The organism is Aeromonas sp. Y318-3, assembly GCF_027706185.1.
Classification (GTDB): domain Bacteria; phylum Pseudomonadota; class Gammaproteobacteria; order Enterobacterales; family Aeromonadaceae; genus Aeromonas; species Aeromonas veronii.
This window is the reverse complement of record NZ_JAPDCN010000003.1, coordinates 167,390-188,694: the sequence shown is the minus strand read 5'-3', so window position 1 is coordinate 188,694 and position 21,305 is coordinate 167,390. Positions and strand designations below refer to the sequence as shown.

Annotated in this window: 20 protein-coding genes; 15 read left to right on the top strand and 5 right to left on the bottom strand. The window is 56.2% G+C overall.

Annotated features, from left to right (window positions below; all coding sequences use genetic code 11):
* Positions 1 to 73 precede the first annotated feature (73 nt).
* The gene (locus OKB77_RS05485; protein ID WP_019445094.1) at positions 74 to 652 is read right to left on the bottom strand and encodes an O-methyltransferase; all 579 of its coding nucleotides are present in this window, start codon (positions 650 to 652) and stop codon (positions 74 to 76) included.
* Between the two features lie 287 nt (positions 653 to 939).
* On the opposite strand from OKB77_RS05485, the gene OKB77_RS05480 reads away from it, so the two are divergent.
* Both OKB77_RS05480 and OKB77_RS05475 read left to right on the top strand, forming a co-directional pair.
* Complete coding sequence (locus tag OKB77_RS05480) at positions 940 to 2,235, top strand: DEAD/DEAH box helicase (protein WP_270817091.1); 1,296 nt, start codon at positions 940 to 942, stop codon at positions 2,233 to 2,235.
* 98 nt (positions 2,236 to 2,333) lie between these two features.
* On the top strand, positions 2,334 to 2,984 hold the full coding sequence (locus tag OKB77_RS05475) for a DUF2913 family protein (RefSeq protein WP_270817090.1): 651 nt from the start codon (positions 2,334 to 2,336) through the stop codon (positions 2,982 to 2,984).
* A gap of 94 nt (positions 2,985 to 3,078) precedes the next feature.
* Here the strand turns inward: OKB77_RS05475 and OKB77_RS05470 are convergent, their stop codons facing one another.
* The 3 genes from OKB77_RS05470 to OKB77_RS05460 all read right to left on the bottom strand — a co-directional run bounded on the left by OKB77_RS05470 (position 3,079) and on the right by OKB77_RS05460 (position 5,941).
* Entirely contained in the window at positions 3,079 to 3,318 is a 240-nt protein-coding gene (locus OKB77_RS05470) for a FeoC-like transcriptional regulator (protein WP_184151563.1), read from the bottom strand.
* The gene (gene feoB, locus OKB77_RS05465; protein WP_270817089.1) at positions 3,315 to 5,585 is read right to left on the bottom strand and encodes a Fe(2+) transporter permease subunit FeoB; all 2,271 of its coding nucleotides are present in this window, start codon (positions 5,583 to 5,585) and stop codon (positions 3,315 to 3,317) included. Before feoB ends, OKB77_RS05470 begins: the two co-directional genes overlap by 4 nt.
* 128 nt (positions 5,586 to 5,713) lie before the next feature.
* A complete protein-coding gene (locus tag OKB77_RS05460; protein WP_005337384.1) occupies positions 5,714 to 5,941 on the bottom strand; it encodes a FeoA family protein in 228 nt (75 codons plus the stop codon).
* Positions 5,942 to 6,060: 119 nt separating this feature from the next.
* On the opposite strand from OKB77_RS05460, the gene OKB77_RS05455 reads away from it, so the two are divergent.
* The 10 genes from OKB77_RS05455 to OKB77_RS05410 all read left to right on the top strand — a co-directional run bounded on the left by OKB77_RS05455 (position 6,061) and on the right by OKB77_RS05410 (position 16,843).
* Entirely contained in the window at positions 6,061 to 6,390 is a 330-nt protein-coding gene (locus OKB77_RS05455; RefSeq protein WP_005337385.1) for a translation initiation factor, read from the top strand.
* A 259-nt stretch (positions 6,391 to 6,649) separates the two neighbouring features.
* The gene (locus tag OKB77_RS05450; protein WP_005346773.1) at positions 6,650 to 7,207 is read left to right on the top strand and encodes a TMEM165/GDT1 family protein; all 558 of its coding nucleotides are present in this window, start codon (positions 6,650 to 6,652) and stop codon (positions 7,205 to 7,207) included.
* 164 nt (positions 7,208 to 7,371) lie between these two features.
* Positions 7,372 to 8,310, top strand: a complete 939-nt coding sequence (locus tag OKB77_RS05445; RefSeq protein ID WP_270817088.1) for a DUF2157 domain-containing protein — start codon at positions 7,372 to 7,374, stop codon at positions 8,308 to 8,310.
* On the top strand, positions 8,303 to 9,307 hold the full coding sequence (locus OKB77_RS05440) for a DUF4401 domain-containing protein (RefSeq protein ID WP_270817087.1): 1,005 nt from the start codon (positions 8,303 to 8,305) through the stop codon (positions 9,305 to 9,307). The genes OKB77_RS05445 and OKB77_RS05440 overlap by 8 nt, the downstream gene beginning before the upstream one ends.
* Complete coding sequence (locus OKB77_RS05435) at positions 9,304 to 9,822, top strand: GDYXXLXY domain-containing protein (protein WP_167569499.1); 519 nt, start codon at positions 9,304 to 9,306, stop codon at positions 9,820 to 9,822. The genes OKB77_RS05440 and OKB77_RS05435 overlap by 4 nt, the downstream gene beginning before the upstream one ends.
* Before the next feature lie 71 nt (positions 9,823 to 9,893).
* Positions 9,894 to 10,640: a substrate-binding periplasmic protein gene (locus tag OKB77_RS05430; protein WP_245148220.1), complete on the top strand. Its 747-nt coding sequence runs from the start codon at positions 9,894 to 9,896 to the stop codon at positions 10,638 to 10,640.
* Positions 10,641 to 10,770: 130 nt separating this feature from the next.
* On the top strand, positions 10,771 to 11,517 hold the full coding sequence (locus tag OKB77_RS05425) for a substrate-binding periplasmic protein (RefSeq protein WP_103251035.1): 747 nt from the start codon (positions 10,771 to 10,773) through the stop codon (positions 11,515 to 11,517).
* A 139-nt stretch (positions 11,518 to 11,656) separates the two neighbouring features.
* Complete coding sequence (locus OKB77_RS05420) at positions 11,657 to 12,412, top strand: substrate-binding periplasmic protein (RefSeq protein WP_042056222.1); 756 nt, start codon at positions 11,657 to 11,659, stop codon at positions 12,410 to 12,412.
* 934 nt (positions 12,413 to 13,346) lie between these two features.
* Positions 13,347 to 16,343, top strand: a complete 2,997-nt coding sequence (locus OKB77_RS05415) for an RNA-directed DNA polymerase (RefSeq protein WP_270817086.1) — start codon at positions 13,347 to 13,349, stop codon at positions 16,341 to 16,343.
* Between the two features lie 11 nt (positions 16,344 to 16,354).
* Complete coding sequence (locus OKB77_RS05410) at positions 16,355 to 16,843, top strand: hypothetical protein (RefSeq protein ID WP_270817085.1); 489 nt, start codon at positions 16,355 to 16,357, stop codon at positions 16,841 to 16,843.
* A 692-nt stretch (positions 16,844 to 17,535) separates the two neighbouring features.
* Here OKB77_RS05410 and cysS read toward each other — a convergent pair.
* A complete protein-coding gene (gene cysS / locus OKB77_RS05405; RefSeq protein ID WP_270817084.1) occupies positions 17,536 to 18,912 on the bottom strand; it encodes a cysteine--tRNA ligase in 1,377 nt (458 codons plus the stop codon).
* A 212-nt stretch (positions 18,913 to 19,124) separates the two neighbouring features.
* On the opposite strand from cysS, the gene OKB77_RS05400 reads away from it, so the two are divergent.
* The 3 genes from OKB77_RS05400 to lpxH are packed head-to-tail and all read left to right on the top strand — an operon-like array spanning position 19,125 to position 21,161.
* A complete protein-coding gene (locus tag OKB77_RS05400) occupies positions 19,125 to 19,622 on the top strand; it encodes a peptidylprolyl isomerase (RefSeq protein WP_033115878.1) in 498 nt (165 codons plus the stop codon).
* Positions 19,612 to 20,409: a DUF4269 domain-containing protein gene (locus tag OKB77_RS05395; protein ID WP_270817083.1), complete on the top strand. Its 798-nt coding sequence runs from the start codon at positions 19,612 to 19,614 to the stop codon at positions 20,407 to 20,409. Before OKB77_RS05400 ends, OKB77_RS05395 begins: the two co-directional genes overlap by 11 nt.
* Positions 20,406 to 21,161 (top strand): UDP-2,3-diacylglucosamine diphosphatase, encoded by a 756-nt coding sequence (gene lpxH, locus OKB77_RS05390; RefSeq protein ID WP_270817082.1) that lies wholly within the window; start codon positions 20,406 to 20,408, stop codon positions 21,159 to 21,161. Before OKB77_RS05395 ends, lpxH begins: the two co-directional genes overlap by 4 nt.
* Positions 21,162 to 21,305 lie beyond the last annotated feature (144 nt).

Sequence of the window (21,305 nt, the reverse complement as noted above, 5' to 3'; positions counted from 1 at the left end):
CCGACCGGCCAAGGCCATGATGAGCTTTCACAATCAGCCCCGCCAATGCGGGGCTGATTTTTTGTAGCTACCCCTACAAACGCACCACCAGCCACTCCCCCTTGCCGACCGGCACCAGCGAGGTGGTAAAAGCCGGATCCTGCCCGACCTCGTTCATCCACTCCACCATCTCGCTGCGATGGGAGATGGCGTTATCGACCACCAGCAAGCCACGGGGTGCCAGCAGGCGGCGGATCTGCGGCCACCATGCCCGGTAGTGCTGACGATCCGAATCGAGGAAGATGAGCTGATAGCCGCCTTGCGGCAAGGTCGGTAACAGCTCGCCTGCATCCCCTGCCAGCAAGGTTACCCAGGGGGCCAGCCCTGCCCTCTGAAAGTTGTCATGGGCCAGCACGCGCTTATCCTCATCCAGCTCAATGGTGGTAACGTGCCCCTCCAGCCGACGCACAGCTTCTGCCAGCCAGAGTGTGGAGTAACCATTGGAGGTGCCGATCTCCAGCACCGCCTGCGCCCCACGGGTCTGCACCAATACTGACAGCAACTCCCCCGTGTCGCGGGTGATATTGAGCAGCTTGCGGTGGCGTGCCTGCTGCATGCTGTCATTGCGCTCGCCAAGCTGCTCCAGCTGGCGTTTTAACTGTTCCAGTTCCATTGATATCCCTCTCGTCCTTGCCCAAAACCGTTAGCCCACACCTCCAAGCTTGGCATTTGGGAGTCAAATGATTGCTTTCAACCGCCATTCACACCACAAAGGATGAGAAAAGGACAACCATATGAGGCAGAATTTGTGACGTCTATCTGTTACACTTCGCGCCCGCCATTTTCCGGCTCACTCTCTGACTTGATGTCAGGCGCAGCCGTCGGTGGTTACAACCTCCGTCTCGCTCATGCCGAGCTAACCAAGCCAAACACAGCCCAGCTGGAACACAGGAACCCATTATGAGATTTGAATCGTTCGATTTTGCCCCCGAGATTTTGCGTGCTGTCTCAGATTGCGGTTATCAGGAGATGACCCCTGTGCAGCAACAGGCGATCCCGGCCATTCGCCGTGGCCGCGATGTGCTGGCCAGCGCCCAGACCGGTACCGGCAAGACCGCCGCCTTCGCCCTGCCCATCTTGCAGCGTCTGGTAGACAATCCGGCGCCGGTCCAGCCTTCCAACGCCCGGGTGCTGATCCTGACCCCGACCCGCGAGCTGGCGGCTCAGGTGGCGAGCAACATCAATGACTTCGCCAAGTATCTCGATATCACCACCATCACCATCGTCGGCGGTGGCAAGCAGGACGTGCAGGCCAAGAAGCTCAAAGCGGGCGCTCACATCATTGTGGCCACCCCGGGCCGTCTGCTGGAGCACCTCACCGCCTGCAACCTCAGCCTCTCCGGCGTCGAGTGTTTGGTGATGGATGAAGCGGATCGCATCCTCGACATGGGCTTCAGTGCCGATGTGCAGAAGATCCTGCAAGCGGTCAACAAGACCCGTCAAAACCTGCTCTTCTCCGCCACCTTCTCCGACGCGGTGAAGAAGCTGGCCAACCTGATGCTGGACAGACCGCAGATCGTCAGCGTCAACAAGCAGAACTCCACCGCCGACACCGTCAGCCACACCGTCTATCCGGTCGAGCAGAAGCGCAAGCGCGAGCTGCTCTCAGAGCTGATTGGCAAACAGAACTGGCAGCAGGTGCTGGTGTTCGCCAGTACCCGCGAGAGCTGTGATGTGCTGGTCGAGGAGCTGAACCTCGACGGCATCAAGTCCGCCGTGGTCCATGGCGAGAAGGCCCAGGGCAACCGTCGCCGCGCCCTGCGCGAATTCATGGAAGGCAAGGTACGGGTACTGGTCGCCACCGAAGTGGCCGCCCGTGGTCTGGACATTCCGGATCTGGAATACGTGGTCAACTATGATCTGCCGTTCCTGGCGGAAGATTACGTGCACCGCATCGGCCGTACCGGTCGTGCCGGCAAGCGCGGCATGGCCATTTCCTTCGTCAGCCGTGAAGAGGAGCGAACCCTGCTGGAGATCGAGGCCCTGATCGGCCAGAAGATCCGCCGCATCATGATGCCGGGCTATGAGGTGAGCAGCCGTGACGAGCTGATCAAGCAGTTGCAGGAGCGTCGCCGCTTCGGCAAGCGCCCGCAGCGTGAAGATAACGCCGTAGCCCAGGTGATGGCCGAAGCCAAGCTGCAGGGTCAGCGCCTCAAGCGTCTGGCCGCCGCCAAGAAGCCCCGTCAGCCGAAATAAGGCGGGCAGTTGCTCTATTGAACCGCAAAGGCGCCACTGGCGCCTTTGCCATCTCTGTCATCGGTGTTGACCTGTGGTGGTCAACTCAAGGATTGCTTATGACCTCTCCGACCTACAATCAGGCCCTGCTCGAGATGGCCACTCAAAGCTTGGCCGAACTGGCCCGCACCGCCGAGCAAAAGACGGGCAAGCGCACTCCGGCGCAAGAGAGCCACTTTCTCTGCGCCTGGATGGCCGACTCCCTCAAGGAGAAGCGCTTCTCCCGTCTGGTGATGGAAGATTTGAAAGCTTGGGTGCAGCTTGGCCGCACTCTGGGTGCGGGCGCCGATCTCAAGGGATTGCTGGAGCGCATCGCCTTCCAGTACCAGTGCGCCATGACCAACCCGCAACAACTGGGGGCCAAGCTGGCAGCCCTGCTGGATGAGCTGGCAACGGCAGGCTGGCTGGTGCTGACCGAGAGCGAGGTGAACGCCAAGCTGCGCCTGCAATCGGGCGGTCAGCCGAGTCTGGTAGTAAGCCATAGCGAATATGAAGGCCATATCGAGGACGGTGAGCTTGTCAAACCCCTCACCCTCTATGTGCGCGGTGACGAGAAGGTGCTGGCCGAGGCGGCCTTCAAGCACGGCCTGCTGCTGAGCCAGGGCAACAAGAAGACCACCCTGGTCAAACACCACAAAGCCTACCGGCTGATGCCGGACAACGCCCAACCGGCGCTGGCACTGCTGAGCGAGGCTCGCCAGAGCGCCTGATCCCGCCAGTGTGCTGCAATAAAAACGGCAGACCCTTGCGCAGGATCTGCCGTTTTTTATTGTTCGATGTTTGGTGATGAGGTTGGGTAGTCGTTTAGCGGATCTTGAACCCAATCTGGCCCGGTGCACACCACTCGAACATCACCTCCTCGCTCTTGCCGCAGCAGCTGCCGCCACATACCCGGCTCTCGCGCTTGATGACCCGCCCCTTGCGCATCCAGACGCCGAGCATGGCCTCCACCGCATCTTCCGAGGTGTGGAAGTGGCGAGCCAGATCACGCCGGCTCACCTTCTGCTGCGCGGCGAGGTAATCCCCCAGCTCGCGCAGGATCATAAGGTCACCACCTTGCGGGCGACGATGTCACCGTGACGACGACCGGCCCACCAGAGCAGTACCAGAGAGAGGCCATAGCTGACGATCCAGAACAGGCTCTGCTCCGGGTGAGCGGCGAAGGTCGCCACCTGATAGAAGAGGGTGGCGCACATAAAGGCCATATAGTTGCACCATACCGCCGTCATCAGCGCCCACTGACGACCGGTTTCCCGCACCAGCGCGCCCATGGCGGCGGCGCAAGGCATGTAGAGCAGCACGAACAAGAGGTAAGCAAAGGCACCGGCCGCCCCGTCGAAGTGGGTCTGCATATTGCCGTAGGTGGAGACATCCACCTCCTGCGCCTCGGCGGCAGCTTTCTGGTCGTCGAGGTTGCCAACATCAAGCCCCATGGGGTCGCTCGGGTTGATCTCCGCCAGATTGGCCGCCACGGCATCGATCGCCTCGTGGAAACTGGCCACCAGCGAGAACTCGCTCTCCTCCTCTGCATCACCACCACCGGCGTAGAGGCTGTTGAGGGTCCCGACCACCGCCTCTTTGGCGAAGATACCGGTGACGATACCGACCGTGGCCTGCCAGTTGTCATCGCGTACACCGATGGGGTGCAGCACCGGGGTCACCGCCTGGCTTATCTTGCTCAGGACCGAGCTCTCCTGCTCCTGATGGCCGAAGCTGCCATCGGTACCCAGGGAGTTAAGCACGCTCAGCACAGCAACCACCAGCACGATGGTTTTACCTGCGCCAAAGACGAAGGATTTGAGCTTCTGCCAGGTCTTGATGGCAACGTTGACCGGACGCGGCCACTCGTAATCCGGCATCTCCATCAGCATGGAGTCGCTCTTGCCCGGCAGCAGGGTGCTACGCAGCAACAGGCCGGTGAGCACCGCCACCAGAATGCCGATGAGGTAGAGACCGAACACCAGGTTCTGGCCAGACTCGGGGAAGAAAGCCACCGCAAACAGGGCGTAAACCGGCAGACGGGCACCGCACGACATGAAGGGCGCCATGGCGGAGGTCATCAGCCGCTCCCGCTCGGAGTTGAGGGTGCGGGTTGCCATCACCGAGGGCACGGTACAGCCAAAGCCCATCAGCATGGGGACGAACGCCTTGCCCGGCAGGCCGAGGCGGCGCATCAGGGCATCCACCACGAAGGCGGCGCGGGCCAGATAACCGGAGCTCTCCAGCACCGCGAGGAACAGATAGAGGCAGCCAATCACCGGAATAAAGGTGGCCACCGTCTGCAAGCCAACGCCAAAGCCGTCCGCCAGAATGGCGCCCAGCCATTCTGGGGCATTGACCAGCCCCAGCAGGTGGTGCACCCCATCGACAAACAGGGCGCCGCCCATGATGTCGAAGAAGTCGATAAAGGCGCTGCCGACGTTGATGGCAAACAGGAACATCAGGTACATGACAAACAGAAAGAAGGGGATGCCAATCCAGCGATTGAGCAGCACCCGATCCAGCCACTCGCTCTGGGCCTCGGTGAGCTTGCCCTTCTGCTGACGCGCCTGTTGTACCCACTGATAGATATGGCCGTAGCGAATATCCGCCAGCTGCAGGTCGATATCCTGTCCCTGATGGGCGCGAGCCACTACATTGGCGGCGGCCGCCTGCTGACCGGGCAGCAGGGTCTCCTGCATCACCGCATCCTCTTCCAGCAGGCGCAGGGCGCGACCACGGGCAGTAAGGTGATGCGGGGCGAGCAGGGTCTCCAGCTCCGCCAGATCGGTTTCAAGCGCGTGGCCGTAATCGAGCTGCAAGGCGGCTTGCGGCTGACCGATAAACTGCCGGATCTGCTGCTTGAAGGCGGCAACCTGCTTGCTGTTGTGGGCAGAGAGGGCCACCACCGGGCAACCGAGGGATTTGCCGAGCTTGCTCTCGTCGATGACGATGCGGCGCTTTTGCAGGATATCCAGCTTGTTGAGCACCACCACCATGGGCAGGCCCAGTTCGCGCAGTTGCAGCGTGAGGTAGAGGGAGCGCTCCAGATTGGCGGCGTCGATGACGTTGAGCAGCAGGTCGGGTTGTTGGCCCTGGGCAAAGCGGCTGGCGATCTGCTCGTCCAGACTGCCATCCTGACTGGCCAGGCTATAGATGCCGGGCAGATCCATCAGCTTGAAGTGATGTTCACCCGCGCTGAACTCACCCATCTTCTTGTCGACGGTGACACCACTCCAGTTGCCTACCTGCTGGCGGGCGCCGGTCAGGGCGTTGAACAGGGAGGTCTTGCCGCTATTGGGGTTACCTACCGTTACCAGGGAATAATTCATACCAGCTCTACCTCTATTTTCTTCTGAGCCCGCCGCCTGCGTGTGGCAAGCTGCTTTGCAGGTTCGACTTCTTGTCTATGAACCGCTCACGGTGACTTTCTTGACCGGAGCGGTAGCCGAACAGGGGGTTATACCGGCTCGACTTCTATTTGCTGGGCCAGACTCTTTTGCATGGAGAGACAGATCCCCTGGCACTGGATCTGGAGCGGGTCCCCCAGGGGGGCGGAGCGCAGATAGATGACTTCAGTCTGGGGCAACAGACCCATCACCATCAGTTTGCGGCGCAGCGGCCGGGCGAGCTGATTCATATTCTTGATGCGAGCACTCTGTCCCGGTGACAACTGCGTGAGTACCATGACTGACTCCTGAAGTTAAACAATAATAATTCGCTTTTACTTGGGGCATTATAAGCTGTGTCTTCAACTTTTATTTGAGTAAAATCAAACTCCGCTTAGCTAACCCATAAAGTATTGCCATGAGTCACGACAACAACAGCCGCCTCGTTTACAGCACAGATGGCGGCATGATCAAGGAGCAGAGCGCTCCCCAATCCGCCTCCCCCTTCCCCACCGACGGCACCGTGCGCATTCGCCGCGAGACCAAGGGGCGCAAAGGTGCCGGGGTGATCACCATTCATGGCGTACCCGCCGATCAGCAAAAATCCCTGGCCACCCTGCTCAAGAAAAAGTGCGGCACCGGTGGTGGTATCAAGGAGGGAGTGATCGAGATCCAGGGGGATAAACGGGACCTGATCAAAACCGAGCTAGAGAAAGCCGGTTTCAGCGTCAAGCTGGTGGGTGGCTGATCCCCTTGTCACTCATGCGGTTTTTCCCTAGAATGCCCGCTCCCATCGAGGGGGAGTAGTCTCGCACGCCGGTGCCATCCATTGCATGAATATCGGTTTGCGACCCTGATCAACATACTTGGTGCCAAATCACCATGGTCAGGGTGATCCATGCCAGCCATGGATTTGACAAGACCTTTGACGGGCCAGTGCCAATACCGGGGACGGATGGCGCAGGCTTGTCTTTGGTTTATAACAATTCCGTCCCCCGGTCATTTTTATGGAAGCTTTGTTAACCTCAACCCTCAGCGTTGCCATTGCCGAAATCGGTGATAAAACCCAGCTGTTGGCGTTGCTGCTCATCTGCCGTTTTCGCAAGCCCTGGCCCATCATCGCCGGCATGCTGGCGGCTACCTTGCTCAACCATGCGGGCGCTGCCTGGATTGGCGAGTTCATCAGCCGCTGGCTCGATCCCAAGATAATGACCTGGCTGGTCGCCATCGCCTTTATCGCCATGGCTATCTGGATTTTGGTGCCGGACAAGATGGATGACGAGGAGAGCCCGCTGGATAAATACGGCCCCTTTATGGCCACCTTCGTACTCTTCTTTATTGCCGAGATCGGCGACAAGACCCAGATCGCCACCGTGCTGCTGGCCGCCAAATATGACTCGCTGGTACAGGTCATTACCGGCACCACCCTCGGCATGATGCTGGCCAACGTGCCTGTGGTGCTGATCGGCAAGCTGGGGGCGGACAAGCTGCCGCTCAAGGGGATCCGCATCGCCTGCGCCATCCTCTTCGTCGGCCTCGGGGTGAGCACCCTGATCTTTGCCTGATCGCCTTTTCCGCTGCTCAAGCCCTCCCCTGTGGAGGGCTTTTTTGTTTGCTGCTGTGTCTATTGCGTAACCCGCTGTCGCAACCACCAGCCTTACAGCCAAGGGGCAGTGCACGGTTGCGGGTGCCTCATGCCATAATGGGGCAAACCTCGTGGAGTCCCCCCATGCACAACGTATCAAGAGAGACGCTTCTCGAATGGGTCAAACAGGGACGGCTGGCGCCAGAGAAGCTGGCGGACGCCCTGACCCTCGCCGATCTTCCCCCCTATCCGGCGCGCTGGCAGTGGCTATTTGACCGGCTGCTGCTCTGGCTCGGCGCCCTCTGTATCGGGGCTGGCCTCATCTTCTTCGTCGCCTTCAACTGGCAAGAGCTGGGCCGGGTCTCCCGCCTTGCGCTGCTGGAGGCACCGCTGCTCGCCATGCTGCTTCTGCTGTGGCGCAAACCGCTGGGGGATACCCCCCGTCAGGCGCTGCTGCTCGCCATCGCCCTCAATATCGGCGCCCTGCTGGCGCTGGTGGGTCAGACCTACCAGACCGGCGCCGATCCCTGGCAGCTGTTCGCCACCTGGGCGCTGATGCTGGTGCCGCTGGCGACATTTGGCCAAAGTCCCCTGCTCTGGACCTTGAGCTGGCTGCTCGGCCAGCTGGCGCTGGTGCTCTACTGGCGGCTCGGTTTGTTCACGTTCTTCTTTACCTTCGATGAAGAAGGATTGGGCTGGTGCCTTACCCTGCTCAACGCCACCCTCTGGGGTCTGCTTCTGCTGGCACCAGCCCGCTGGCGCCTGATGCCAAGCTGGCTGGCGGGCCTGGCTGCCGGTCTGGGAGCTACCCTGCTCACCCTGCTGGCGCTGTTTGATGCAGCCTCCCCGCTGGTGTGGCCGCTCTGGCTTGGCTGGCTCGCTGCGGCCTATGCTCTCTGGCATCACAGATTTATCGCCGGACTCGCCATGGGGTGCCTCAGTCTGATTGCCGTCATCCTCGCCACCCTTGGTAAATGGATGGAACCCGACATCAACGGCTTTTTGCTGCTGAGCCTGATCGCCATCGGTCTTTCGGTCACCGCCGCCCGCTGGCTACAACAACAACGGAGGTCTCATGAGTGACCTGACCCTTTGGCAAGTGCTGCAACAGGCCAATCTGGTGGAAGGGGAGATGCCCCGTGATACCCAACCCCACTGGTCAAGCCGCTTTCTGCTGGGGCTGGTGGGCTGGATTGCCGCCCTGTTCCTGCTCTTTTTCCTGTTTCTCACCTTCGAGCAGCTGACCCGCGAGGCCAACAGCGCCCTGCTGCTCGGGGCCGTGCTGCTGGCGGGGGCCTACGCCCTCAATCGCAGCCAAAGCGGCGATCTCTGGGATCAGTTCGTGCTGGCCCTTACCCTGGCGGCCGATGCCTGGCTGCTCTATGGCCTGCTCGATCAGCTGGATCTCCATCACGCCCTGCTCTGGTTCGGTCTGTGCCTGCTCTCCCTTGCCATCGCCGTGCTGTTCGATCACTGGCTGGTGCGGCTGTTTCACAGCGTGGCGGCGGCCCTGCTGCTCACCCTTGGCCTCGCTTGCCTCGGGCTGCAACTGCTGGCCCTGCCGCTGGTGATGGCGGCCATCACCTTCTGCTGGCTGCGGGCAGATAGGGATCCAGAGCGTCACCAGCTCTACCACTCCATCACGCTGGGGCTCGCCCTCTCCCTGCTGGTGCTGGGCCGTCTGCACCAACCGCTGTGGGATGGCGGCAGCTGCGTGCTGGACGAACTGGGGCTGTCCCGCCTGCCGCTCTGGCTCAATCCCCTGATCTGCGCCGCCCTGCTGCTGGCGGTGATGGTGAAACTCAAGATCCCCCTGCTGTTTGGCCTGCCGCTGGTGCTGATCAGCGCCATCATCCCCGGCATGGGGGCAGGCGCACTGGTGCTGATCCTCGGGTTTTATGCCGGCAGTTTAGGGCTGATGACACTCTCGGCCCTGCTGCTGCTCGGCTATGGCTCGCTCTATTACTACGATCTGGGGCTCACCCTGATGACCAAATCCTGGCTGCTGCTGGGCTCCGGCATCCTGCTGCTGGGTGCCCACCAGCTGCTCACCACCTTCGCGGCAAGGAGCGACTCATGAAACCCGTCACCCGACAGCTCGCCCTGTTGCTGAGCGGCCTCGCCATCCTGGCGGGCATCAATGCCACCGTCTGGCGCTATGAGCACGCCATGAGCAGCGGCGAAGTGGTGCTGCTGCGGCTCGCCCCGGTCGATCCCCGCTCCCTGATGCAGGGGGATTACATGCGGCTCAACTATGAAATTGCCCGCGAGCTGACCAGCCGCGACGCCAGAGCTACTCAAAACAAGGGCAGCGACACCCTGGTGATCCGCCTCGATGCCCATCAGGTAGCCACTCTGGTGGCTGATGGCAAACCGGATCGGCTCGCCAGCGATGAGCGGCTATTGCAGGTGCACCAGAGCGAGCGGCAGTGGCAGATCGGCCCCGATGCCTACTTCTTTGAAGAGGGCACGGGAGAGCAGTACGAGGCAGCCCGCTACGGCGAGTTCCGGTTGCAAGCGGATGGCAAGACCCTGCTGGTGGGGCTGCGGGATGAGGCCTACCAGCCCATCGGGCAGATCCGCGCCCGCTGGTAACGGCAGTGAGTGGCTATTTACTCTGTTCATGGTCACACTCAAGGGAAGGTTGATCGCTAAGGATGTTCCCAATGAGGATATGGCTGATCTGTCATCTGTTGCTGCTCTGCTGGGCCTCGACGGCCCGGGCTGATCTGGGCAAGCTCGAGTACCTCACCGAAGAGTACCCCCCCTACAACTACAGCGATCCGCAAGGCCAGCCCACCGGTCTTGCGGTCGATCTGCTGCAGATGATCTGGCAACACAGCAGCGTGACACCCCAGCCGGTGCGCATCCTGCCCTGGGCGCGGGGTTACTACTTGCTAACCCAGAAGCCCAACGTGGTGCTCTTCTCCACCGCCCGCACCCAGGCGCGGGAAGATCTCTTCAAGTGGGTATGCCCCATCGGCTACTCGGAGTACATACTGCTGGGCCGCAAAGCGCAGAACATCACCCTGACCGCCTTCGAACAGATGAGCCAGTACAAGATCAGCGCGGTGCGCTCGGACGCCGCCGAGCAACTGCTGCTCAACAACGGCATGGATGACAACAACATCATCCCGGCCAACCGCCTGTCTCAGGGGTTGAAGATGCTGCTCTCCGGCCGCGCCGACCTGCTCGCCACCAGCAAGCTGGCGGGATATGACGCCATCCGCGAACTGAAGCTCAATAGCGACGACTTCAACGTGGCCATGGTGCTGAGCGCAGAGCAGCTCTGCTACGCCTTCAGCCGTCAGGTGCCCGACAGCGAGATCACCCTCTTTCAGCAGGGCCTGACCCGCGCCCTCGCCTCGGAAGAGTTTCGCAAATTGCAGGCCAAATACCTGCCGGTGCGCTGAGCACTCACTCACCCGATGGGCAGCAGTTCGCTGCCCATTTTATTGATGAAAGATGCAATAGAGGTGGCTAGCTATTCCCGCCACAAGCAGTCAAACTGGGCTACATAGTTGATTGCGAAGGATCTTTCCCGTGCGGACATGGCACCTACCTCATCTGCTACTGCTCTTGTGGGCCACCTTCGCGCAGGCCGATCCGGGCAAACTCGAGTATCTGAGCGAAATCTCTCCCCCGTTTAATTTCAGCGACCAGCAAGGGATGCCGACCGGATTGTCGGTGGAGCTGATGCAGCTTATCTGGAAAGCGCGGGGCGTGTCGCCCCAGCCAATCCGCATTCTGCCGTGGGCCCGGGGCTACAACCTGCTGCAACAAAAACCCAATGTGGTGCTGTTTGCCACCGCACGCACCCCGCAGCGGGAAGCGCTTTTCAAGTGGGCCTGCCCCATCGATCACTCGGAATTTGTGCTGCTGGGGCGCAAGGCGGACAACATCACCCTAGGCTCCGTGGCCGAGATCAGCCGCTACAAGGTCGGCGTGGTGCGCTCTACCGTCTCCAAACAGCTGCTGCTCGAACGCGGTATCGATGAGCGCCAGCTGATGCTGGCCAACCGCCTCACCCAGGCGGCCAAAATGCTCACCTCAGGTCGCGCCGATCTGTTTGCGACCAACAAGCTGGCGGGCTATCAAACCCTGCAGCAGCTCGGCTTCAAGCCGGATGACTTTCATGTCGCCTTCGTGCTGGATGCCAGACCGCTCTGCTACGCCTTCAGCCGTCAGGTGCCTGACAGCGAGGTCGCCCTCTTTCAGCAGGCGCTGACCCAGGTCGTCGCCTCGGCGGATTTCTCGGCCCTGCAAGCCAAATACCTGCCACTGCGCTAACGCCCTGATCACCGCTGGCATAGGGTGCGTGATGGCGGCGTGCACCCGCGCTTTTTTGCCAAACATGCTCCGTCGCCTTGGCGAAATCGGCCAGCTTGGTCACACTTGAGCAGATATTCCCTTGATCAGGATGGCAAAAATGAAACCATGGATTGGATTGGCCGGGGCGCTGCTGGCCACCCTCGCACAGGCGAGTCCTGAGCTCGGCAAACTGCACTACATCACCGAAGAGTACAAACCCTACAACTACGCCGATGCCAGCGGTGCCCCCACCGGCCTCGCGGTCGAGCTGCTGCAACTGGTATGGAAAAAAACCAATACACCAGCGCAGCCCATCACCATCATGCCTTGGGCGCGCGGTTACTACCTGCTGACCCAAAAGCCCAATGCGGTGCTCTTCTCCACTGCCCGCACCCAGGCGCGGGATCCCCTGTTCAAGTGGGCCTGCCCCATCGGGTATGCCGAGATCGTGCTGGTGGGGCTGGCCGATCGCAATATCACCATCACCAAGCTCGACGATGCCAAGGCATTCAATATCGGCGCGGTGCGAGCCGATGTGGGGGAGCAACTGCTGCTCAACAACGGCTTTGACGAGACCAAACTGATGGCCGCCAACCGGCTGGCACAGGCGCTCAAGATGCTCACCTCCGGCCGGGTCGATCTGGTCTCCACCAACAAGACCACCATGGAGCAGCTGATCGTCGAGCAAAAACTCGATCCCGCCCGCTTCAAGGAGCAGTGGGTACTGAGCTCGGAGCAGTTCTGCTTCGCCTTCAGCCATCCGGTGAGCGACGAGCTGGTCAAGGAGTTCCAGACCGGCTTGACCCAGGTGCTGGCGAGCAGCGAATACCCGCTGCTGCACAGCAAATACTTCCCAACCCCCGCCGCCAAATAGCGGCGCCGCGTCGAGCACCAACAACAAGGGGCCCACCGCGGGCCCCTTCGCTTTTTTCCGTTTGCGCTCCCCTCCTTTACCGTTTGCACGCCTCTCGCGGCGTCACCCCACCGCCCCGCCACGACCCCCCCCCCCGGCAACCAACAACTAATCACTAATTAATAAAAGTTTGTGCCAGCGCAAAAAATCACCCTTTTCTGATAGTTAGCCCATCAAAACCATAGATAAGACCACTCTGGCTCCGTAATATGGCGACGGGCGTCTGTTGACCCCTTTTCCGAGATCAATGGTCAACGGCGCAATCTGGTAGCGACAGTCAGGGGCGGTAGCCACTGTTGCGGAGACCAGCCGGTCTCCTGCGCCTGCGCCAAGGTAACCGTCCCCTCTCCCCTTGCGGGAGAGGGCTAGGGTGAGGGGTCACTAGCCTGATGGGCATGGCTTCGCCATGCAGGACACGAGGACTCCGTCCTCGACGGGGTTTCGCCGCCGCTGCGCGGCTTGGCGAGTGACTTTTCTTTGCGTGGCCAAAGAAAAGTCACCAAAAGAAAGGCCACCCCCACTTGTTCGCCCTCCTGCGTCGGGTTCCCTCGGTTCACCCGTTTGTCCCACGGCACGCGCCGATGGGCCATCCCTGGCCCAGCGGCGCTCACTCGGCGTCCTGCCTCGCGGCCTGGACAAACGGTCTCACCTCGGCGAACAACAGGGGGCAACACCGAACTTGCAACACCGAGGCCAATTAACAGACCCATGTGTATTTTGGGAATAGCCTTATATTGAAAGATCGATAGTGTATATTTAATTGCAATGTGACCTAATTTATCTAATGCCTAGTACGCTTCATTAATTGAACTTAAGACCCGCTCTCATTAAAAAATGAAATTCAAATCGCTATATTTTTAGCATATAAAAACACACCAAACAGAATTAAATCATTATGTCAACAATATTTGAAAAAGAATTTATCACATTGTCAGATTTATATCTGGCATATAGAAAAGCCAAAACAGATTCATTTTTTGATAACTTTCACCCTTGCAAACGTCGATATTCCGAGTTTGAATCAAATTTACATGAGAACTTACTAAACCTTCATAAAACTCTCATTGCTGATGAAAAAAATGACCCATGGTACAAAAATGATTTATTTTTAGGTGGATATTCATATGCCCCTAAGTCGATTGATACTAGCCCTTGGGAGGATAAAGAGTGCATCCATTTTAGGTCAATCGATCAAAATGAAGACTGGCTTAATAAATATACCGAAAATAAAAATAAAAAATTATCAGCTAGCTACCGATTAATCATTAATGCCACTGTTGAATATCAAGTTATTTCTGCACTATGGATTCTTAAGGTTGGGCATAAATTTGAATCTTTGCTCGATAAAAATTTATCCTATGGTAATAGATTGCGTAGAAAACACCACCCATATGAAGATTTTGGACCATATAATGGCGAACTTAACTTAGACTCTCTCGGATTATTTTCACCTTATTTCTCTGCATATAGAACATGGAGGCAGAAAGGTCTTGATGCCATGCGTGATATTGTTCAGAGAAACAATAATGCAACCGCAATAACGATGGACCTTGCTAGTTTTTATCATAAAACATCACCTAATTTTATATTGAGACCTTCATTTCTAATAAAGACTGGAATCCAACTCAGTAAAGACGAACGAAAACTCACGCAACAGCTTATCGACTCAATACATTCTTGGTACAAAAAGACACCTGATTATATAGGACGCCCTAGCGGGGCATTACCCGTTGGTTTATCTGCGTCCAAGATAATATCTAATGTACTATTATATGAACTAGATGAGGAAGTTAGTAAAAACATTAATCCAGAGTATTATGGACGATATGTTGATGATATTTTTTTGGTTTTTAGAACTCCGCCAGAACTATCTAGCGGGAATGATGTGATTAACTACTTATCTGATAAGATTGATTTTTTAAAAATACATAGAACCAGAGGGGAAGCCCCGACTATATCGCTCAAGTTAAATTATGCTAGTGACTGCGAACTGAAATTCACTCCTAGCAAACAAAAAATATTTAGTCTATCACCGAAATACGGCCTTGATCTTGTAAACCAGATTTCTAGCCAAATTCGAGCTCAGTCCAGTGAATATAGAATGCTTCCTTCTGTTCCAGAAGATGCTAACTCTATGGCTGAAAAAGCACTATTAGCCTCATCAGATGCATCCTTAATTGCAGATGCATTAAGAAAAACCGATGTTGTATCTATTAGAAGACTAGGGTTGTCTCTTTTGATAAGAGATCTGGAAAGCTACTCAAATGATTTATCAAGACTAGAGTGGGGAAATATAAGAAAGGAATTCTATGGTCTTGTTGAAAGATATATAATAACTCCAAAGGGCATTTTTGACCTATCAAGTTATTTAAGCAGAATTTTCCAAATCATGATATCTAACTATGACTTCGCTGAAACCAAGACCTTAGTTGACAAAATAAAAAACTGTTTCGACATCATTGCTGAAACCACAGAAAAAAATACACATCAAAATCTTTTGTTATGTAAAAAATATTTTTCGGAGTCTCTTATTGAAACAGCATTAAGGTCATCTACAATAGCTGGTTTTGAAAAATGGAGCGAACTCAGAAGAACCATAATGTATATTAGCAATCTACATGAACATGAATATAAAGCAATAACCAAGACAAAGCTAAAAGAAATCAGTAGAAACTTACTTCTTTCTGATCTAGGCATCAGACCATATAAAGACTACTGGTTTTATAGTCAACATAATGATGAATCATCTATACGAATACCAAAATCACTTAGCGTAAATAAAATACTAAACCTACCTTTAATAAGGAAATTTCGTAAAAGTGCATCGTTAAAGTTACCCCACTGGCCAGCATTAACATTCCCAACGAGACCGTTAAGCATTCCTGAGATTGTTATGGCGTGCCCTAAAACATTAGATGACAGTCAATTACTCAAGGATTTTATCTTTGGGCTTCGTGGAGCAAAAACGATAGAAGACTTTAATTTTTTTAGAACAACAGATGATGCTGGCAATAATAAAATCACAATTCCCAATAAAACTCCAGACATTGTCAGCATAGCTCTAACAAACTTTGAAACCACAGACAACCAATTTACGCAGGCTATAAATAACAAACCAGACTTGACTCTAAAACGCTACAGACGAGTCAATACTTTAATTAACAACATACTAAAATCTGAACATAGGTCAGATTATATAGTATTTCCTGAATGCTCATTGCCGCGTAAATGGGCACTTAATATATCAATGAATCTCGCAAGGAAAAGAATATCTTTTATTGCTGGAATTGAATATCATAAACCAAATTCAAAAAATGAAGTAAGAAATGACTGTCTTTTATCTCTTGTTACAAAGTGGCCTGGTTATAACAGCAGTTTTATTTTTTTCCAACCCAAGCTAAGCCCTGCTCACACAGAAGAGAATCAACTAAAAGCAAAATCACTTAAATTATCTAAACCAGATCCACAAGAAATACTACCTATATATATACATGGAAAATATTGTATAGGCGTATTAATTTGTAGTGATTTAACTAATCCAATGAATAGGGTTAGATATCAAGGGAAAGTTGATAGCTTATTTGTTTTAGAGTGGAATCCGGATGTAAAAACATTTAGTTCACTTGTTGAAGGGTCCGCACATGATATACATACATTTATAATACAGGTAAATAATCGTGCATACGGTGACAGCCGAGTAAGGGCACCATATAGACTTGACTATAAAAGAGACCAAGTAAGAATAAAAGGAGGCCTAGTAGATTATTTTGTAATAGCAAAGATAGATTATAAATCCTTGCGTAAGTTCCAGCAAAAAGGGAAAATGACTGATTCTAGCTCCGAATTTAAACCGACACCGATTGGTTTTACTTTCTCACCAGATAGAAGATGACTAGATAAAATATGAATAATATATATTGCTTTAAAATGGGCCTAGCAGCTTTATTAGATGTATCTCTATGGGTAGAATGGTTGGGTATACTTGCTAATCTTGCAACTTTTTTCGGACTATTTATTGCTGGAGTAGCCGCAATTTATGCGATTCGACAGCATAAAGAGAATATTATAGAGTCTCGACGATCTGTTGCTTATGAACTTTATCAAAATTATCTTTCTTTATGTTTCGAACACCCCGAGTTTGCTAGGGGCTTTAAAAGACCAACAAACCCAAGTGACACAAAATATGAACAGTACTGTTGGTTTATATCATCTGCTCTCTTTGCATTTGAACAAATCCTTCATACAGAATCACAAAAAGAAACTTGGAGCAAAACTATTAAATCTCAACTGTCATTTCATAAGGAACATTTGATTAGGTCTAGTACTATTAGAAATGAATTATGGGATGATGAACTCCAAAATTTAATTGATGAAGTCATCAGCCAACCATAGTGCACTTCAAGTTTATCAATTGCATTATTGCTAAAAAACCGCAGCCTTGAACTGCGGTTTTTTATTTCTATTTCCCTGACACTTTATACCCAAACCCAAATGCTATTTCCCCAACCCCTTGCACTGCTCTCCCCTTTCAGCGAAAAAGGCGGTCAACATGCACGCTAAAGCCACGGGCGGGCACGGTATTGGTTCCCCCTGCAAACCGCCGAGTCGAGTGCAACGGGTCAGGAGCGCCATCAGGGATGATGGCGCAGCCGCAGTCGGCACATGGATGTGCCGTCTGCGGCGCTCCGTCCGACCCGTTGTACGAGACGAGGGAACCCGCGAAGCGGGCGGTTTGCCGGGGGAGAAGACCTTTGGTGACTTTGGGTCTTTCCAAAGTCACTCGCCCCAGCCCGAAGGGCGGGCGAAACACCTTCGAGGGCAAGGCCCTCGCGTCCTGCATGGCGAAGCCATGCCATTAAGGCGTAGGACGATATTCAGCCGAGAAATGACGTTAGCCCCCCTCACCCTAGCCCTCTCCCGCAAGGGGAGAGGGGATCAGAGCGCAGGCCACCGAGGCTTAAGCAGATCGCAGAGGCTTAAGAGGTGTCGAGGGAAGAGACACAAACAAAAACCGCAGCCCAAGGGCTGCGGTTTTTTTATTCGCTCAACCTGTTGGCACCAGACGCCAACAAGGCCAACCGGCCTTAGGCACGGCGCCAGCTGGTCTTGCCGGCGCTGTCTTCCAGCACGATACCCATCTCGGTGAGACGGTTGCGGGCGGCATCGGCAGCAGCCCAGTTCTTGTCGGCACGGGCCTGATTGCGCTCGGCGATCAGGCGCTCGATCTCGGCAACCTCTTCGTCCGCTTCGTCACCCTTGAGGAAAGCCTCGGGGTCTTGCTGCAGGATGCCGAGCACGGCGCCCAGCTCGCGCAGACGGGCGCCCAGCGCGGCAGCGACGGTCATGTCTTCACCCTTCTGGCGGTTGATCTCGCGCACCAGATCGAACAGGGCGGAGTAGGCTTCCGGGGTGTTGAAGTCGTCGTCCATCGCCTCTTTGAAGCGAGCCACCTGCTCGTCGCCACCGGCAGCCGCGGCTACCGGCAGATCGCGCAGGGCGGTGTACATCCGCTCCAGCGCGGCGCGGGCTTGCTTCAAGTTATCTTCCGAGTAGTTGAGCTGGCTGCGGTAGTGGCCAGACATCAGGAAGTAACGGACGGTTTCGGCGTCGTAGTGGGCCAGCACGTCGCGGATGGTGAAGAAGTTGCCAAGGGATTTGGACATCTTCTCTTTATCCACCATCACCATGCCGCTGTGCATCCAGGTGTTGACGTAGTCGCCACCGTGGGCGCAGCAGGACTGGGCGATCTCGTTCTCGTGGTGCGGGAACTGCAGATCGGAGCCGCCGCCGTGGATGTCGAAGTGGTTGCCAAGGTGCTTGGAGTTCATGGCGGAGCACTCGATGTGCCAGCCAGGACGGCCCGGACCCCAGGGGCTTTCCCAGGTCGGCTCGCCCGGTTTGGACATCTTCCACAGCACGAAGTCGAGCGGGTTGCGCTTGGCATCGACCACGTCAACGCGGGCACCGGCTTGCAGTTGCTCCAGATCCTGACCGGAGAGCTTGCCGTAGTCGGCGTAGGATTCGACGATAAACATCACGTCGCCGTTATCGGCCACATAGGCGTGCTCTTTATCCAGCAGGGATTGCACCAGCTCGATGATCTCTTCGATGTGCTGGGTGGCACGCGGTTCGATATCCGGGCGCACCATGCCGAGGGCGTCGAAGTCGGCGTGCATGTCGCCAATCAGACGCTCGGTCAGCTCGTCGCAGGTCACTTGGGTCTCGGCGGCACGCTTGATGATCTTGTCATCCACGTCGGTGATGTTGCGCACGTAGGTCAGGTCGTAACCGGCGTAACGCAGGTAGCGAGCCACCACATCAAAGGCGACGAAGGTGCGGCCGTGGCCGATATGACAGTGATCGTAGATGGTGACACCACACACATACATGCCCACCTTGCCCGGGTGGATAGGTTTGAATTCTTCTTTTTGACGAGTGAGTGTGTTGTATATCTTCAGCATCTTCTAACCACTGCCTGTGAGTAAAATGGTTGGTCATAATACCCCGTTCAGGGGCAGAAAACGAGGCAGAAAAGAGGGCCAATCCCGCCTGCCAGCACGGTTACGGCGCCAGAGAGACTATGCCGCCAGCCCCTGATGGGCTAGAATTGCCACCACTTTATGCCATACACCTGCGGGCACTTCGTCGCCCGCATCAAATGAAAGGACATATCATGGTCACTCTGCACACCAATCACGGCGACATCACCCTCACCCTGAACGCTGAAAAAGCCCCGGAAACCGTGGCCAACTTCCTGCAATACTGCCGTGACGGTCACTACGACAACACCATTTTCCACCGCGTCATCGACGGCTTCATGATCCAGGGCGGCGGCTATGCTCCGGGCTTTGAAGAAAAAGACACCCGCGCCCCCATCAAGAACGAAGCGGCCAACGGTCTGTCCAACAAGATCGGCACCATCGCCATGGCCCGCACCATGGAGCCGCACTCTGCCAGCGCCCAGTTCTTCATCAACGTGAACAACAACGACTTCCTCGACTTCAAATCCGCTACCACTCAGGGCTTCGGCTACTGCGTATTCGGTGAAGTGACCGCCGGCATGGACGTGGTCAACAAGATCAAGGGCGTCAAGACCGGCAACTACGGCCGTATCCACCAGGACGTTCCGACCGAAGACGTGGTGATCACCAAGGTGACCCTTGCTGACTGATCTCTGCCGACTCGGCACTGATAAAACTGCGGCCCCGGCCGCAGTTTTTCCATCTGCCTCCCCCACTGCCAGCCCGAACTGGCGCCGCCTCGACTATCTGGCCCACGGCAACCCGCGCCAGCGCTCGGCTCATGCCCTGCTCACCGCCGGGTTGTGGGATGAGCTGGCAGGACAGTGCGCCGATCTGGCGCTGGTGAGCACGCTGGCCATCGGCCTCGATCGGCCGGGCAGCGATCTCGATATCCTCTGCCAGCATCCTGATCCGGCGGCGTTTGCCGCAACGCTCAAAGCTCAAGGTTGGCTGGCAAGCGCCAAAGATGAGAATGTCTGGCTGCTGGAGCGCACCTTTTCCTGCCTCGACCAGAGCTGTGCAGATACCGGTTCTGACACGAGCGAGGCCAGCTGGCCGCTGGAACTCTATGTCACCCCCGCCCCCATCGAGACGCTGAACGGCTGGCGCCACCTCACCCTGATGGCGGCCCTGCTCGAGCGGTTTGGTGATGCCTTCTACCGCGAAGTGCTGCGCCTGCGCCTTGAAGAGGGATTAAAAGGGGAAGCAGCCATATGCCGGTTGCTGGGGTTTGCTGGCGATCCTTATGCTGCACTGCTGACGCTGGAGGGACGCAATCTGGCCGAGCTGTCATGGCAGCCGCCATGCCGTGACGATATCCATACCGCAACTGGCGCGATGGCGCCCGCTGCGCACTGTTCGTCCCCTGTTGTGTCTACTATCTCTGCCACCCCTGTTTGCCCTGTTTCGACCGAGAGCCCGACCCCCACATCATGAGCACCCTCTTTATCAGTGACATTCACCTCTCTGCCCAGCGGCCCGATATGACCGCGGCACTGGTGCGCTTTCTCGAGCACGACGCCCCCGGCGCCGATGCCCTCTATGTGCTGGGGGATCTCTTCGAATTCTGGATTGGCGATGATGACCCCAATCCGCTCCATCAGCAGATGGCCGACGCCTTTTTGGCCCTGAGCCAGCAGAACGTGCCCATCTACTTTATCCACGGCAACCGCGACTTTCTGCTGGGGCAACAGTTTGCCAAGCGCGCTGGGATGACATTGCTGGGGGACCCTTGCGTGATCGAACTCTATGGGGAGCGGGTAGTGCTGAGCCACGGCGATCTGCTCTGCACCCTGGATGAGGGGTATCAGAAGTTTCGTCGCATCACCCAGCTCAAGTGGCTGCGCTGGCTCTTTTTGCAACTGCCGCTCGCCCGCCGTCAGGCCATCGCCTGCAAGATGCGCGGCCAAAGCCAGATGGAAAATGCCCACAAGAGCCAGATCATCATGGATGTGACGCCCGCGGCGGTGGACGACACCCTGCGCGCCCACGACTGCCGGATGATGATCCACGGCCACACCCACAGACCCGCCATCCACGACTTCACCCTCGATGGCCACCCCGCCCGCCGCATCGTGCTGGGAGACTGGTTCGAGCAAGGCTCGGTGCTGATCTGCCGCCCCGGCGAACAGCGGCTGGAAATGCGGGCGCTGGCAACGATCGACCCCGCCGCTTATCCATCCGTCTGACATCCCCTCTGTGCAGGTTGCAGGCAAAACCTGCGGCCCAGCATCCCCTGTTAACCCGGTGAAGCGACTCATTACGGTGAGCTCAGGCTGGTATGGCCTGTGCTGATGGGGTGCTCGCCCCATCCCTATCGGTTCTGCTGCGCC